Raw genomic sequence first — 14,571 nt, forward strand, 5'->3', positions numbered from 1 at the left:
AGGCTTGAGTCAGTGTTGCGACGGCACCTGCGTCGCCGGTTCGTCGCGTCGCCGTTGCGTGGGAGCGCTGCTCCGGGCCACGATCCGGCCCTGGCTGGAAGAGTCGTGGACGGCGAGTGCGATCAGGGGCAGCAGCGTGAGGGTGGCGATGACGGTGCCCACCAGGGGCGGTCCCGTCAGGCCGAGTGAGGACTCCAGGGCCGTACCCGCGAGCGCCGATCCGGCGGCGATGCCGATGTTGAAGGCGGACGTGGTCAGCGCCGAGGTGAGGGTGGGGGCATCGCCCGCGAAGCGCATGGCGAGGGCGGTGACCACCGGGTTGACCGTGAAGCCGGTCAGGCCCATGAGGAAGACGAGGAGGGTGGCCGTCACCGGGTTGCCGGACAGCGGGATCATCAGGAGCAGGACCAGGGCGGTGGCCGCGGCGGCCGTGATGGTGGTGACCATCGGCCGTCGGTCGCCCAGGCGGCCTCCGGTGGTGGTGCCGCCCAGCGCGCCGACGCCGAAGGCGATGAGGACGAGCGGTACGGCCCCTGCGGGGATGCCCGCGCGGTCGGTCAGCAGCGGTGCGACATAGGTGTACGTCGCCAGGACGCCGCCCATGATCAGCATGGCGGCGCCGAGCGCCAGCCACAGCCGGCCCTGGCGCAGAGCCCGGACCTCGTCCCGGATGGACACCTCGACGTGCTGCTCCTGGGCCGGGATGAAGCGGCCGATGAACACGGCGGCGAGCCCGGAGAGGACGGCCAGGGCCCAGAAGGGGCCGCGCCAGCCCGTGAACTGGCCGGCGAAGGAGCCGATCGGCACGCCGACGACGTTGGCCAGGGTCAGACCGCCGATCATGACGCCCGTGGCGCGGGTGGCGTTGTGCCGGCCTGCGGCGGCGGTGGCGACGACGAAGCCGACGGACCAGAACGCTCCGGTGGCCAGGGCCGTGACGACGCGGGCGATGAGGACGATCGTGAAGGACGTGCTGAGGGCGGCGACGAGATGTCCGAGGCAGAACACGGACAGGGCCAGGATCAGCGTCCGGCGTTGAGGAAGGCGCAGGGTCGCCATGGCCATGGTCGGCGCGCCGACGATCATGCCGATGGCGAAGGCGGTGATCAGGAGGCCGGCGTGGGAGACGCTGACGCCGAGGTCACCGGCCAGCTCCGGCAGCAGGCCGGCGACGACGAACTCGGTGGTCCCCATCAGGAACGTGCCTGCGGCGAGCACCCAGACGACGAAGGGCAGCTTGCCGGGGGTGGTCCCGGATGCGGAAGGCATACGTGTGGTCTCTCCTTGCGTGGCTTTCGGCGGATCGAGGTGGTGGCTGAGGCCGTCACGGCGGGCTGAGGACGGCGCGGCCACGTCGTCGACGGTTCCATGCGGCGAACCGGACGAAAAGGGGAGGATCTCCTCCCCCCTTCTTGCAGGGGCGAGCGGTGGTGCGGGTCAGGGCGCGGCTTCGATGGTGATCTCGTCGGCGGTGGCGAGCTGCTCGGTGCCGCCGTCGGCCATGTGTCCGAGGATGACCAGACCGGTCGCGTAGGGGGCGTCGCGGTAGTAGGTGGCGAGCTGGTTCCAGGGGGCGTAGTACGCCAGGTCACCGACCTGGGGGTCGGCGCCTTCCGGAGCGTCGGAGGTGGACAGCTTGCGCGGCAGGTCGGCGACCTTCTCGGCCTGGTTGAGGTCGCGCAGGGAGAGGGTCAGGGGGAGCTGGGCGGCGAAGTCGCGGGCGGTGGGGCTGTCGTTCAGGGTCGCGGCGATGTGATGGCCGTCGAGGGTGAGCCGGATGTTCATCGCGGTTGTCCTGCCGGTCGGTGTCGTGGCTGCCGGGGCCGTCGAAGCCCGCGGCGACGCGGGCTCGGAGGAAGAGGAGGAGGGTGGGGAATCGTCGGCGCAGGCGGTCATGACCAGCAGCAGGACGGCGGCCGGGACCACGCGGGCGAGAGCGCGAAGGCGGGCGGGGTTCATGGCGTCGTCCCGTGGCTAGTCGGGCAGGGGCTCGGCGTAGTGGCGGAAGCCGTCCCGCTTGACGTGGATGTCGTACAGGCGCTCGGCCAGCACGTCGGGGCTGCTGTTCTCGGCGTCGGGCCTGATGGCTCCGGGGATGATCAGCTGGGCGGCGTGGATGTTCTCCGGGGCGAGGGCGTCGTGCAGCATGCGGGCGTAGGCGCTCTCGGCGGCGAAGGCGACGGAGGTGCCGGCGACGTTCGGGTTGGGGCGTACGGCACTGGAGCCGTTGACGAACAGCACGGTGCCGCGGCCCAGTTCCCGCATGCCGGGCAGGACGGCGTGCACGCCGGCGACGGGGCCCTTGACGGAGAAGGCGAGCGGGGCGTCGAGGTCGTCGGCGCTCGTGTCCAGGACCGGCTTCATGAAGTCGGCGCGGGGCACGGGGCTGTACTGGAGGATCTCGATGGGCCCCAGGTCGGCCGCAGCCGCGTACAGGGCCGCGGTCAGGGACTCGATGTCGAGGACGTCGGCCGTGTAGCCGCGCGCCTGGATGTCGTCACGGGCGAGAGTGGCGGTCAGGCCGTCCAGCTTCTCCGCGTCGCGGGCGATGAGGGCGACGGTGTGGCCGGCGGCTCCGAAGCGGCGGGCGGTGGCAAGCCCGAGACCGGGTCCGGCACCGACGAGGGCGAAGGTCGTCATGGTCAGTCCTTGGGTGAGCGGGGGTGGTTGCCGGTCCTGTGGCCGCACCGCCTGGGTGCGGCCCCGGTGTGGACGCGTCTGCGCTCAGGGCTTGAGCAGGGCCTTGACGGCGCGGCGCTCGTCCATCGCCCGGTAACCCTCGGCGACCTGGTCCAGGGGGAGGCTGAGGTCGAAGACCTTGCCCGGGTTGATGCAGCCGGTCAGGACGCGGTCGATCAGGTCGGGCAGGTAGCGGCGCACGGGTGCGGGACCGCCGCGCAGGCCGACCTGGGAGAAGAACAGCTCCTGGCCGTCGACCGCCACCTCGTGCGGGACACCGACGAAGCCGACGTTGCCTCCGGGGCGGGCGGAGTGCAGGGCCTGTCGCATGGCCTCAGGGGTGCCGACGCACTCCAGTACGGAGTCGGCGCCGATGCCGCCGGTGAGGTCCTTGACGCGGGCGATGCCTTCGTCGCCGCGTTCGGTGACGATGTCGGTGGCGCCGAATTCGAGGGCGAGCTGCTGCCGGGAATCGTGCCGGGACATGGCGATGATCCGCTCCGCACCCAGTTCCTTCGCGGCGATGACACCGCACAGGCCGACCGCGCCGTCGCCGACCACTACGGCCGTCGAGCCGGGCTTCACCTCGGCGGCGAGGGCGGCGTACCAGGCGGTGCCCATCACATCGGACACGGCGAGCAGGCTGGGCACCATCTCGGCATGCGGGTGCTCGTCGGTGGCGACCAGGGTGCCGTGGGCGTTGGGGATGCGCACGTAGTCGGCCTGGCAGGTGCTCATGAACTCGCGGTTCAGACAGGAGGACTGCCAGCCGTTGCGGCAGTTCGCGCAGGTGTTGTCCGAGGTGGCGAACGACCCGACCACGAACTGGCCCGGCCTGACGTTGGTGACCTCGCTGCCCACCTCCTCGACGATGCCGACGTACTCGTGCCCCATCGGGTGCGGGTCGCCGACTGGCTCGAGACCGCGATACGGCCACAGGTCCGAGCCGCACACGCAGGTGGCGACCGTACGGATCACCGCGTCGGTCGGCTCAGTGATCTCCGGGTCGTCGAGGTTCTCGAAGCGCACGTCGCCAGGGGCGTGGATGACTGCTCCGCGCATGGGGTGCTCCCTTCAGTGCGGGGTCTGTGGGCCGCAGCCGTGGTGAGGAACGGCTGCTCACGGTCGAGACTCACACGCGAGGACAGGCGCGAAAAGCGGAGAGAAGTATCCCGGGAGAGGAACATCCGGGGAGGAAACTCTCCCCCCTTACGCGGGTGCGATCGGTGTCATGCTGGGCAGCCACGGTCAGACCACGAGCCGCTGCACATCCGTCAGGCCGCGCTCACCGGTGCGGTGTTCCGCCGGAAGGATGTACGTGCGCAGGCGGCCGCGCCGCCGTCGCGGACCGGGTTGTCGCCGACCATGAGGGTGGCGCGCGGGTCCGCGCCGAGGTCGGCGCAGGCTTTGAGGAACAGCTGCGGGTCGGGCTTCTCGCGGCCCTGCTCGTAGGAGATCACGCAGGTGTCGATCAAGGCGTCCAGCCCGTGGTGGGCGAGGTGGGTGCGCAGGTCCCAGGCGAAGTCGCTGACGATGGCGACGCGCAGCCCGCGCTGGTGCAGGGCACGCAGGACCGGTTCGGTGTCGGGATAGGGAACCCAGGCGTCCGGAGCGGTGAGCTCCCGGTAGGCCGCCTCCTCCGCGCCGCGCAGAAAGTCCACTTGCCCCCCACCATCCCCACATGGCGCGGCGGTGCTGTGCGGAAGAGAGATCACGGCCTTCCTGCAGGGCTGCGACGGAGGGCAGCCGGAGGGCGGCGCGCACCTGGTCGGAGTCCGCTCGTCTCCGGGGCGGCCGAGGGCCCCTGTCATCGGTCGTAGGCGAGGCGGGCCAGGCGCGGGACCGGGCCGAAGGCTCCGGCGTGGAAGTCGGTGAACGCCTTCGTGATCTCGACCTTGGTGTTCATCACGAACGGGCCACCGAGGGCGACCGGTTCACGCAACGGCGTACCGCTGTAGACCATCACGCGGGCGCGCTGCTCGGGGTCGACGGCCGCGAGACGCAGTGACGTGGTCGCCGTACCGCCCGCTTCGGCGGGGACGGGGTCGGACCAGCCGGTCTGTCCGGCGTGCAGTTCCCGGCCGCCGACCAGCAGGCGCCCGTTCATGACGTGCGCGAACAGGCGGTGTCCGGCGGGGACTTGGAGGTCGTAGGAGGAGCCGGGGTCGAGCGTGGCGACCAGGCCCTGCACCGGGTGATGGGTCCTGGCCGCACCCGTGACGCCGTCGACGGTGCCCGCATGGACGTCGACGCTGACGCCCGGCGCGTGCACGCGGGCCATGGCGGCCCGGGTGAGGTCCTGGTAGCGCGAGGGCGTCAGCTTCTTCTCGGCGGGCACGACCGAGGAACAACAGGCATGGCGCGGGCTGATCAACCTGACCGCGCAGCTCCAGTGCGCACTGGGCCGGCAGCTCCAGGACGAGCACGGCATCTCCCTCGCCGACTACGAAGTGCTCGCCCGCCTCCACGACACCCCCGACCACCGGCTGCGCGCCCGCGATCTCGGCGCCTCCCTGGCCTGGGAACAGAGCCGTCTGTCCCACCAGCTCGCCCGGATGCAGCGGCGGGGCCTGGTCGAACGGGAGGAGTGCGAGACCGACCGCCGCGGCGCCACCTTCCGTCTCACGCCCACCGGCCGGACCGCTATCGTGCGGGCCGCCCCCAGCCACGTCGAAGCAGTCCGCAGACTCGTCTTCGACGCCCTCTCACCACAGCAGGTCACCCAGCTGGCCGAGGTCACCGACGGCCTCCTCGCCCACCTTCGGGACACTCTCCGGGCGGGCGGGGAGAGCGCCCCGCCGAAGGTCACAAACCACCGAAGCTGACGCGCGGGGTGGCTGCGCGGGTCCACCGCCGGTGCGGCGTTCAGTCCGCCGTCTGTGCCGGGCCCGCCGTCACCTTCCGCAGGAGCGGCCTGCTGCCGGTGATCGCGGCGAACATGGCCAGCGCGCCGACGACCACGCAGATCACCAGCTGCACGGCACCGGAGGTGTTGATCGTGGTGCCGACCGCCTTGTTGAGCTGCACGGCGCCGAAGACACCCATCGCGGTGGTGCCGCCGGCCAGGACGGCCAACGGGATGACGGTCTCGCGGACCCGGGCCCGGTCCAGCACCTTCAGCGGGGTGCCGGACAGCCGCAGCAGGCCGTACACCCGGCGCCGGTCGAGGACGTTCGCGGCGGCCGTGAGGCCGGCGGAGGCGGCCGCGACGAGGAAGCTCAGCACCAGGGTGGCGGTGCTGACGGCGGCGACGCGGGCGGTGACCGTGTCGTCCGACGCGGACACGTACTCCTGGGTGAACGGGTACCTGCCCGACCCGAGGGACGTCAGGGCGGTGACGGCGGTGTCGATGCGCTCCTGCCCGCCGGAGACACGGGCGGTCACGCCGGTGACACCGCCCAGCAGGCTGTCGTAGTCGTCCTCACTCGTGACGGCGACGCTCGCCGTGACGCCCGCCTCGCGCAGCGTCGTACGGGCCTCGGCCGCGGTGCGTCGGGCGTCGGCGGCGTTCGCGGTGATCACCGCGACCTGGCCCTGGTGACTCGGGCCTTCCGAGCCCAGCGTGCTGACGGAGAAGAACCCGGCCACGAAGCCCGCGAGCACCAGGCCGCTGACGGTGCGCCAGGCCCCGCGCGGGTCGTCGCTGAGCCGGCGCGCGGCCAGCAGCGTGGCCGGACGCTTGGCGCGGCGGCCCACGATCCGGCCCAGCCGGTCCACGACCCAGGGGCCGAACAGCCAGAACGCGCCGTAGAAGAGCACCAGGAGGGCGATCAGCTGCCGGGGCGTCAGCTGGCCGCTGTCGCCCGTGGTCGCCCAGATGTAGAGCAGGACCGCGACGAACAGCACCAGGCGGATCGCTCGGGTGCGGCGCGGGTCGGCCTGCTGCGCCACGCCCAGGGGCGAGGTGGCCACCTGGCGCAGCATCGTCACCGCGCTGATGGTGATCAGTGCGGTGACGGCCAGCACCACCGCCGCGAGCCACGGCAGTCCCACCCAGAGTTGGCCGGTGTACCAGGCGCCGACGCCGTACGGCAGTTCGGCGAGGGCGGGCAGCAGCGCCGTGTAGGCGAGCGCGCCCGCCAGGGCCCCTGCCGCGCCGACACCCGCCGCCTCGACGGCGGTCATGGCGAGGATCTGCCGCGGGGTCGCCCCGGCCAGCCGCAGCGCGGCGAGCCGCTGCTCGCGCCGGGCCGCGCCCAGCCGTCCGGCGGCCGAGGCCAGCACGACGACCGGCATGACGAGGAGCACCACGCCCAGCAGCACGGTCCCCTGGTCGACGCCGGTGAACACGCTCGCCTCGGTGCCGGAGAACCCGGACACCGGGGCGCGCTCCGTCAACCCCGCGTCGTAGTAGTTCTGCTCCCCGGCCGCCTTCGAGACAGCCGCGTCGTCGGGCGCCCGTCCGACCACCGCGACCAGTTCGTCGGGCGAGGCGAGACCGGCGGCGCCGATCGTGCCGTAGTCCTTCGTCCTCGGGAAGCGGTCGGCGAGTTGGCCGGCGGGGAGTTTGTGCAGCAGCTCGGCCAGGGCTGGGGAGACGTACACCTCGCCCTGCTTCGGGAAGCCGCTCAGGCCGGGCGGCGCGGGGGTCGCCGCGCGGCCGGGCAGCTGGGCCAGGTTCACCACGGTGACGGGTTCGTGGCGGACGTACGTCGTGGTCGTGGCCTGGACTGCCGTCGCCCACTTCGCCGGTACGGCGTCGGGGGTCCGCCAGGTGGTGTGGTCGGCGCGGCTGCCGGCGCCGAGGGCGGCGGCGATCATCACCAGCAGGAGGAACGAGCCGACGGCGGCCGCTCCGGCCGCGAGCAGCTGGGACTGCAGGCCGCGGCGGCCGGAGGACCGGGCGAGGTGCCAGGTCAGGGGCAGGACGGGGGAACGCATGGGGACTCCGGGGGCTTCGGGCGGGGGCGTGTCAGACGATGGTTGAGGCGGCGGTTGAGGCCTCGGTTCAGACCGCGGTTCAGACCGCGGTTCAGGCCTCGGTTCAGACCGCGCGCGGTTCAGGCCGAGGCTCAGGCGACGCTTCAGGCGGCGGTGAACTGGGGGTGGCCGCTGATCCGGCCGTCCCGGACCTGGAGGATCCGGTCGCAGTGGGCGGCGACGTCGGCGTCGTGGGTGACCATGACCAGGGCGGCGCCCGTGTCCCGGGTGGCGAAGGTCAGCAGCTGGACGACCTCCGTGCCGGTGCGCTGGTCCAGGGCGCCGGTGGGCTCGTCGGCGAAGACCACATCCGGCTCGCTGACCAGGGCGCGCGCGATGGCGACCCGCTGAGCCTGACCGCCGGAGAGCTGGCCGGGGCGACGCTGCTCCAGCCCGTCCAGGCCCAGCGGCGCGAACCAGCGGCGGGCGCGGGCGACGGCCTCCTTGCGCGGGGTGCCCTCCAGCATCAGCGGCAGGGCGACGTTCTCCTCGGCGGGCAGCTCCGGCAGCAACTGGCCGAACTGGAACACGAACCCGAACCGCTTGCGGCGCAGCGCGCTGAGCCTGTCCTCGGCCAGGTCGTCGATGCGGTCGCCGCGCAGCAGCACCTGGCCGCCGTCGGGCCGGGTGGTTCCGGCGAGGGTGTGCAGCAAGGTGGACTTGCCGGACCCCGAAGGGCCCATGATCGCCAGCGAGTCACGCTCGCCCACCTCCACGTCCACCCCGGCCAGGGCGGTCGTGGAGCCGTACTTCTTGACGAGGCCGTACCCGGCCAGAACAGTGCTCACGATGATGTTCCCTGTCCTTCTCAGCGCTCGAACTTCCAGGTGACGCTCTTGGCGTCGGCCTTGGTCACACGGACGGGGATCTCGACGGTCTCGCCGTCACTCTTCTTGCCGGTGCAGGTGAGGGTGGCTCCGGCCACGGCCTCGAGCCCGGTCGGGCAGGTGACGCCGGTGACCTTGTCGCCGACCCAGGGCAGCGGGTGGTACTTGCCCTCGGTGCGGGCCGCGACGATGTGCGCCGCGAGTGCCTTGTGGCCGTCCACCGATGCCGTGCTGTGCTCGTCCAGCCCGGTGGTCGACTCGGTGCCGGAGAGCAGATACGTGCCGAGCCCGCCCAGCGCGACCACGGCGGTCGCACCGCCGACGACGCCGACGAGGAACTTGCTGCGCTGCATCGCGTACTCCTGATGTCCGTGGTGAGGATGCGGCTCCACCCTCGCCCGTGGGCCCGGCCGCGCGCCTCGGCCGAACGGCCATGTCCGGCGGGCGGCCCCTCGACCATTCGGCTGATCCCGCCGACGGCCGCTGCGCCTACCGTGAGCAGCATGAAGTCTGATTCCGCCCGGGGCTGCGCCCGTGGCCTCGCCGTCGGCGTCCTGCTCGCCGCGTCCGTCGTCGACGTTCTCTACGCGGGCTCCGACGGAACGAGCGTCCTGCCGTCGGCAGGCCCCGTCTGGCCGATCCTGGCGGTGGTGGTCGTCGGGCTGGCCGCCGTGCTGTGGCCGGCCGGGCGGCGGCCCGAGTGGCTCACACCGCAGGTCCGCACCGCCGTGCCCGCTCTCGCCTCGGCCCTTCTCACCGCCGCATCGCTTCTGGTCCCAGAGGTGGTCGTGTTCGGCCCGGGCGAGGTCATGGTTCTGCTGTGTCTGTTCTTCATCGCGGTACGGCACTGCCCGCCACGCTGGGCCATCGTGTGCGGCGTCCTCGACGCGGGCGCGCTGCTCGTCCTGCCGGTACGCGGCGACGTGACGCTGAGCAGTGACGTGCTGGGCCCGCAGATGATCGGCCTGCTGCTGATCGGCCTCGTCGCCGGACTCGCGGGCTATCTGCGCTCGATGGACTACCGTCGCACCGTCGCCGTCAGCGAGACCCGCCGCAGCGAACGCCTGGCCATCGCCGCCGATCTGCACGACTTCGTCGCCCACCATGTGACCGGCATCCTCGTACAGACCCAGGTGGCCCGCATGATGGCCGCCCCCCAGCCGCAGGAGCGGGACCCCGTACCGGCCGCCACCCAGCCACAGGAGCGGGACCCCGTACCGGCCGCCACCCAGCCGCAGGAACGGGATCCCGTACCAGCTGCCACCCAGCCGCAGGAGCTGGACCTCGTCCTGGCCGGCATCGAGCGCGCCGCGACCGAGGCCCTCGCCTCGATGCGCCGCACGGTCGGTGTGCTGCGGGACACCGGTCCCGAGGGCGCCGACCACCGCCCGGTCGGCGACCTCGCGGGCATCGCCGAACTGATCGAAGGCTTCGCGACCCCGGGCCAGCAGGTGGTGCTGCGCCGCGACCCCGCCGTGTCCCACGCCCTCCCCCACGAGGTGCAGGCCGCGGCCTTCCGGGTCGTCCAGGAGGCGCTGACCAACATCCGCCGGCACGCGGCCGACGCCACACGTATCGAGGTCCGGCTGCGGTACGACGCCGGCCACCTGGTGGTGTCAGTGGCGGACGACGGCCGAGGCGGCACCCAACTCCCGGCGGCCGCCCACGGCGGCGGCTTCGGCCTCGTCGGCCTGAAGGAACGGGTGACCGCACTGGGCGGCGAACTGGGCGCCGGGCCCCGGGGCGGCGCGGGGTGGGAGGTGCGGGCGGTGTTCCCGGCGGGAATTCCTGAGGGGCGCTGACGGGTGCTGAGGGGCGCTGAGGGGCGCTGATTCGCTCAGCGGCCCCCTGTTCGATGACGCCCGTGCTTGGCGGGCTGTCCCCAGGTGGACCGCCGCGGCCGCGGCCGTCAGCAGCGCCGGCCCGATCGCGGCGGCCGCCCCGAGGGGGGCCGAGGCCGACCCGAGCAGGAGCCCGGCGGCTCTCCCGCCACCTCCAGGGTGCCGACGACCCGGTAGAGGCCCGGTGAGTGGGGGCCGGCGATGGAGTTCACGCAGCACACCGGCTCGTTCAAGGCGCGCGGCGCGCAGAACTTCCTCCAGGCCCACCGCGAGGCCGGCACGCTCCCGGAGGCGGGGGTGACCATCGCCTCCGGCGGCAACGCCGGACTCGCGTGCGCGTGGGCCGCGCGACAGCAGGGCATCACCGCGACCGTCTTCGTGCCCGCCACCGCGCCCCGGGTGAAGGTGGCCAAGCTGCGCGCGTACGGCGCCGACGTCCGCCTCGTCGGCACGGAGTACGCCGACGCCCTGGCCGCCTGCCAGGAGTTCGCCGCCACCGCCGGGGCGCTCACCTCGCATGCCTACGACCACCCGCTCATCGCCGCCGGGGCGGGCACCCTCCTGGAGGAGATCCGCGACCGGCTGTACGGCCTGGACACCGTCGTGGTCGCCGTCGGCGGCGGAGGGCTCTTCACCGACGTGGCCACCGCCGCCCGGCACCACGGCGTCCGTGTCGTCGCCGTGGAGCCGGAGAACTGCCGAGCTCTCGACGCCGCCCTGGAGGCCGGTCACCCGGTCGAGGTCACCGTGGACTCCGTGGCCGCGGACTCCCTCGGCGCCCGCCGCACCTCCGCGATGGCACTCCACGCGGCTCAGCGGCACCACGTACGGTCCGTCCTCGTACCGGACGGCGAGATCGTCCGCGCCCGCCAGGCCCTGTGGGACCACCGCCGGCTCGCCGTCGAACACGGCGCCGCCACCGCCCTCGCCGCCCTCACGGCCCCCGATGCCCCCTACCGGCCCGCCCCCGGCGAGAGGATCGCCGTCGTACTCTGCGGCGCCAACACCGACCCGGGGGACCTGGTCGACTGACCGGCGCGACAGCACACAGGTCCAGCTCAGATCCAGGTGTCGAGCCACATGCGGGTGTGCCAGCTCGGATACGGGATCGTGAGACCCGTGTAGATCGGGAAGAAGTAGATGAAGTTCCATGCGATCAGCAGGACGAGCGTGCCCACCGCCACCGCGCCCCTGGCACGGCGCGCGTCACTCATGCCCGGCGGACCCAGCAGCGCGCCCAGCATCATCGCCACGGCCAGGCACAGGTACGGCACGAAGACGACGGCGTAGAAGGAGAAGGTCGTGCGGTCCTGGTACAGGAACCAGGGGAGATAACCGGCGCCCACGGCACACAGGACGGCGCCCGCACGCCAGTCGCGGCGCAGCGCCCACCGGAAGAGCAGATAGACGAGGGCGCAGCACCCCGACCACCACAACACGGGCGTGCCCAGCGCGAGGACCGCCTGCGAGCAGCCGGACACCGCGTGGCAGCCCTCCTCCCCGGGTTCGGGCGACTCGTAGGAGAACAGCACGGGACGGCCGAGGACCAGCCAACTCCAGGGGTTGGACTCGTACTTGTGGAAGGCGTCCAGTCCCACGTTGAACTGGTAGACCCCGTGCTCGTAGTGCCACAGGCTGCGCAGCGGGGCCGGGATCCACGACCAGGGGCCGCCGCGGCCGTCCGCCCAGTGCCGCCCGTAACCGTCGTCGGACAGGAACCAGCCGGTCCACGTCGCCAGATAGGTCACGACGGCGACCGGTACGAGGGACAGCACCGAGCCGCCGAGGTCCTTGCGCAGCACCGCGCGGTACGGGTGGCGTGCTCCCGCGACGCGGCGGGCGGCGACGTCCCACAGGACGGTCAGGATGAGGAAGAAGACCAGGAAATACAGGCCGTTCCACTTGGTCGAGGCCGCCAGCCCCAGGAAGAGGCCGGCCCCGAGCCGCCACGGGCGCAGTCCCGTTCCGGCGCGTTCGCCGGTGTCCCGGTCCGGGCGGGCGTGACCGTCCCCGTCCACCGGCAGGGCCGCCGCGAGCCGGGACCGCGCGCGGTCCCGGTCGATCAGCAGACAGCCGAAGGCCGCCAGGACGAAGAACATGACGACGAGGTCGAGAAGAGCGGCGCGGCTCATCACGTAGTGCAGGCCGTCCACCGCCATCAGCGCGCCGGCCAGGCAGCCCAGCAGCGTCGACCGGAACAGCCGGCGTCCTATGCGGCACAGCATCAGCACCGACAGCGTGCCGAGGACCGCCGTCATGAAGCGCCAGCCGAGCGGGTTGAGGCCGAACATCCATTCGCCGAGGGCGATCACCCACTTGCCCGTCGGCGGGTGCGCGACGAAGGACGGGGTGTCGGAGAGCGAGATCACCTGGGGGTCGGCCAGGATCTGCGGGTCGGCGATCTTGCGGTCGGGCCAGGTGCCCTCGTAACCGAGCCGCAGCAAGGACCAGGCGTCCTTGGCGTAGTAGGTCTCGTCGAAGATGACGGCCCGCGGCTGCCCGAGGTGCCAGAAGCGGATCGCTCCGGCCAGGACGGCGACGATCACCGGCCCCAGCCGGCCCATCGCCCTCGCGACGCGGTACGCCGGTAACGGGCCGAGGCCCATGAGTTCCCACGGGCGGGTCCCCGGCTCCGGGAAGGGCGGAACGAGCCGATCGCGGATGTCGGTCCGGGGGCGTCCCGCGTACCCGAACACGCGCAGTCGTTCACTCCAGTCGCTGGGCGTCGTCGGCCGCAGGGTCAACGCTGTCGCTCGCTTTCCGGCATCCTGCCGCCGCCACCGGCCTTGCTTCGGTCACAAAGGAGACGGACGCACAGCCCGAAGGGTTGTCGTCACAACCGGGAAAGATCCGCTCAGCCGTCTTCTTCGTCCTCCTCGCCCTCCTCGCCGTCCTCGCCGTCCGGGAGAGCGGAGTTGGGGGGAAGGGGAATCGGAGACGTGCTCGTCCCGCCCGACGGAGCGGAGGTGCGTGGCGTGGATGCTGTCGGTGCCGTGGATGCCGTCGGTGCCGTGGATGCCGCAGACGCCGTGGATGCCGCAGACGCCGTCGGCGACGAGGCCGATGACGGATCGGAGTTCGACGTCCGTGACGTTTCCGCCTCGCTGTCGTCCGGCGCGAACCACGCCCTGCCGACGAGCAGGGCCATGAGGAAGATCACCGTCGCGACGACGGCACCCACCAGGACGGTCCGACGTGAGGCGAGGGGGCGCGCGTCCGGCCGTTGCCGGGCGACGCGGCGCGAACGGCTTCCCGTACGCGCGGAGGCGGACGGCAGCATGTACGTGGTCGCGGGTCCGGCTTCACCAGTCGGGCGGAGCTGACCGGGCCCGGGTCTCGGTGCCGGATCGTTCCTCGGGGGCACGGTCCGACCGTTGCTCGGGGGCACGGTCCGACCGTTGCTCGGGGGCACGGTCCGCTGCCCGGCGGTCGGTGTGGTGGCGGGCAGCGGCTCGGGGTGGCCCTGCCAGGCGCCGGTGGCGAACCACTGGGCCGCCTGCCGGGCGGTGGGCCGGTCCTCGGGCTCCTTGGCGAGCAGGCCCATCAGGTAGTTGTCGAAGGCGGGCGGCAGGTGGACGCCGAGCTCACCCGGGGGCACGGGCGGCGCGTCGAGGTGCTGGTGGAGGATCGCGATCGCGGTGTCGGCGTGGAACGGCGGTCTGCCGGTGAGGAGTTGGTAGAGCACGCAGCCCAGGGAGTACATGTCGGAGGGCGGTCCGGTGGTCCGGCCGAGGGCGCGTTCGGGGGCGAGGTAGAGGCTGGTGCCGACGATCTGCCCGGTGGCGGTGAGCGCGCCGGCCGGGTCGTCGAGGAAGCGGGCGATACCGAAGTCGCCGATCTTGAGGGCGCCGTCGGCGTCCAGGAGCAGGTTCGCGGGCTTGATGTCCCGGTGCACGATGCCCTGTTGATGGGCGGCGGCGAGCCCGGCCGCGGCCTGGGCGGCGAGGCGGGCGACCTGCCGGGCGGGCAACGCCCCTGTGGTGGAGAGGAGATGGGCGAGGCTGTCGCCCTCCACCAGCTCCATCACCAGGAACAGCCGGTCCGCGTACTCCCCGAAGTCCAGGACCCCCACCACATGGGGGTGGTTGAGCCGGCCGGCGGTCTGTGCCTCCAGGCGGAAGCGGGAGACGGCGGTGGGGTCGGACTCCTGCGCCAGCAGAAGCTTCACGGCCACGGCCCGGCCCAGCGTCTCGTCGTACGCCCGCCAGACCTCCCCCATCGCGCCCCGCCCGATCGAGACGTCCAGCCGGTATCGGCCCGCTATCAACACGTGTGTGTCTTCCTCAAGTTCCATGACGACTCGA

General features: G+C 72.6%; 13 protein-coding genes and 1 pseudogene. 3 read left to right on the top strand and 11 right to left on the bottom strand.

What is annotated here, in order from left to right; all coding sequences use genetic code 11:
* Positions 1-9 precede the first annotated feature (9 nt).
* The 6 genes from JIX56_RS10485 to JIX56_RS10510 all read right to left on the bottom strand — a co-directional run bounded on the left by JIX56_RS10485 (position 10) and on the right by JIX56_RS10510 (position 5,017).
* A complete protein-coding gene (locus JIX56_RS10485; RefSeq protein WP_257539371.1) occupies positions 10-1,269 on the bottom strand; it encodes an MFS transporter in 1,260 nt (419 codons plus the stop codon).
* A 168-nt stretch (positions 1,270-1,437) separates the two neighbouring features.
* Positions 1,438-1,959 (bottom strand): cyclophilin-like fold protein, encoded by a 522-nt coding sequence (locus JIX56_RS10490; RefSeq protein ID WP_257539380.1) that lies wholly within the window; start codon positions 1,957-1,959, stop codon positions 1,438-1,440.
* A 15-nt stretch (positions 1,960-1,974) separates the two neighbouring features.
* Positions 1,975-2,640, bottom strand: a complete 666-nt coding sequence (locus tag JIX56_RS10495) for an SDR family NAD(P)-dependent oxidoreductase (protein WP_257539382.1) — start codon at positions 2,638-2,640, stop codon at positions 1,975-1,977.
* Positions 2,641-2,724: 84 nt separating this feature from the next.
* The gene (locus JIX56_RS10500; RefSeq protein ID WP_257539384.1) at positions 2,725-3,741 is read right to left on the bottom strand and encodes a zinc-dependent alcohol dehydrogenase family protein; all 1,017 of its coding nucleotides are present in this window, start codon (positions 3,739-3,741) and stop codon (positions 2,725-2,727) included.
* A gap of 212 nt (positions 3,742-3,953) precedes the next feature.
* Positions 3,954-4,340, bottom strand: a complete 387-nt coding sequence (locus JIX56_RS10505; RefSeq protein WP_257539402.1) for an HAD family hydrolase — start codon at positions 4,338-4,340, stop codon at positions 3,954-3,956.
* 146 nt (positions 4,341-4,486) lie between these two features.
* Positions 4,487-5,017: a pirin-like C-terminal cupin domain-containing protein gene (locus JIX56_RS10510; protein ID WP_257539404.1), complete on the bottom strand. Its 531-nt coding sequence runs from the start codon at positions 5,015-5,017 to the stop codon at positions 4,487-4,489.
* A 91-nt stretch (positions 5,018-5,108) separates the two neighbouring features.
* Here JIX56_RS10510 and JIX56_RS10515 point away from each other — a divergent pair, with 91 nt between their 5' ends.
* Positions 5,109-5,504 carry a MarR family winged helix-turn-helix transcriptional regulator gene (locus tag JIX56_RS10515; RefSeq protein ID WP_257550809.1) on the top strand — a complete coding sequence of 132 codons (396 nt, stop codon included), beginning with the start codon at positions 5,109-5,111 and terminating at the stop codon, positions 5,502-5,504.
* A 40-nt stretch (positions 5,505-5,544) separates the two neighbouring features.
* Here the strand turns inward: JIX56_RS10515 and JIX56_RS10520 are convergent, their stop codons facing one another.
* From JIX56_RS10520 to JIX56_RS10530, 3 genes are all read right to left on the bottom strand, one after another.
* Positions 5,545-7,560: an FtsX-like permease family protein gene (locus JIX56_RS10520; protein ID WP_257539406.1), complete on the bottom strand. Its 2,016-nt coding sequence runs from the start codon at positions 7,558-7,560 to the stop codon at positions 5,545-5,547.
* Between the two features lie 143 nt (positions 7,561-7,703).
* A complete protein-coding gene (locus JIX56_RS10525) occupies positions 7,704-8,387 on the bottom strand; it encodes an ABC transporter ATP-binding protein (RefSeq protein ID WP_257539408.1) in 684 nt (227 codons plus the stop codon).
* 20 nt (positions 8,388-8,407) lie between these two features.
* On the bottom strand, positions 8,408-8,779 hold the full coding sequence (locus JIX56_RS10530) for a DUF4333 domain-containing protein (protein WP_257539410.1): 372 nt from the start codon (positions 8,777-8,779) through the stop codon (positions 8,408-8,410).
* A gap of 150 nt (positions 8,780-8,929) precedes the next feature.
* On the opposite strand from JIX56_RS10530, the gene JIX56_RS10535 reads away from it, so the two are divergent.
* Positions 8,930-10,228: a sensor histidine kinase gene (locus tag JIX56_RS10535; RefSeq protein ID WP_257539435.1), complete on the top strand. Its 1,299-nt coding sequence runs from the start codon at positions 8,930-8,932 to the stop codon at positions 10,226-10,228.
* A 237-nt stretch (positions 10,229-10,465) separates the two neighbouring features.
* A pseudogene (locus JIX56_RS10540) lies at positions 10,466-11,299 on the top strand (serine/threonine dehydratase); the annotation flags it as partial.
* A gap of 26 nt (positions 11,300-11,325) precedes the next feature.
* On the opposite strand, the gene JIX56_RS10545 reads toward JIX56_RS10540, so the two are convergent.
* Positions 11,326-13,011, bottom strand: coding sequence for a dolichyl-phosphate-mannose--protein mannosyltransferase (locus tag JIX56_RS10545; RefSeq protein WP_257539447.1), 1,686 nt, complete (start codon positions 13,009-13,011; stop codon positions 11,326-11,328).
* A 110-nt stretch (positions 13,012-13,121) separates the two neighbouring features.
* Complete coding sequence (locus tag JIX56_RS10550; protein ID WP_443032032.1) at positions 13,122-14,537, bottom strand: serine/threonine-protein kinase; 1,416 nt, start codon at positions 14,535-14,537, stop codon at positions 13,122-13,124.
* Positions 14,538-14,571 lie beyond the last annotated feature (34 nt).

This window comes from Streptomyces sp. CA-210063 (assembly GCF_024612015.1).
Taxonomy (GTDB): Bacteria; Actinomycetota; Actinomycetes; order Streptomycetales; family Streptomycetaceae; genus Streptomyces.

Excerpts from the sequence above, each read along its gene's own strand:
- JIX56_RS10485 (WP_257539371.1), bottom strand. The coding sequence starts at position 1,269 with ATGCCTTCCGCATCCGGGACCACCCCCGGCAAGCTGCCCTTCGTCGTC.
- JIX56_RS10490 (WP_257539380.1), bottom strand. The coding sequence starts at position 1,959 with ATGAACCCCGCCCGCCTTCGCGCTCTCGCCCGCGTGGTCCCGGCCGCC.
- JIX56_RS10495 (WP_257539382.1), bottom strand. The coding sequence starts at position 2,640 with ATGACGACCTTCGCCCTCGTCGGTGCCGGACCCGGTCTCGGGCTTGCC.
- JIX56_RS10500 (WP_257539384.1), bottom strand. The coding sequence starts at position 3,741 with ATGCGCGGAGCAGTCATCCACGCCCCTGGCGACGTGCGCTTCGAGAAC.
- JIX56_RS10520 (WP_257539406.1), bottom strand. The coding sequence starts at position 7,560 with ATGCGTTCCCCCGTCCTGCCCCTGACCTGGCACCTCGCCCGGTCCTCC.
- JIX56_RS10530 (WP_257539410.1), bottom strand. The coding sequence starts at position 8,779 with ATGCAGCGCAGCAAGTTCCTCGTCGGCGTCGTCGGCGGTGCGACCGCC.
- JIX56_RS10535 (WP_257539435.1), top strand. The coding sequence starts at position 8,930 with ATGAAGTCTGATTCCGCCCGGGGCTGCGCCCGTGGCCTCGCCGTCGGC.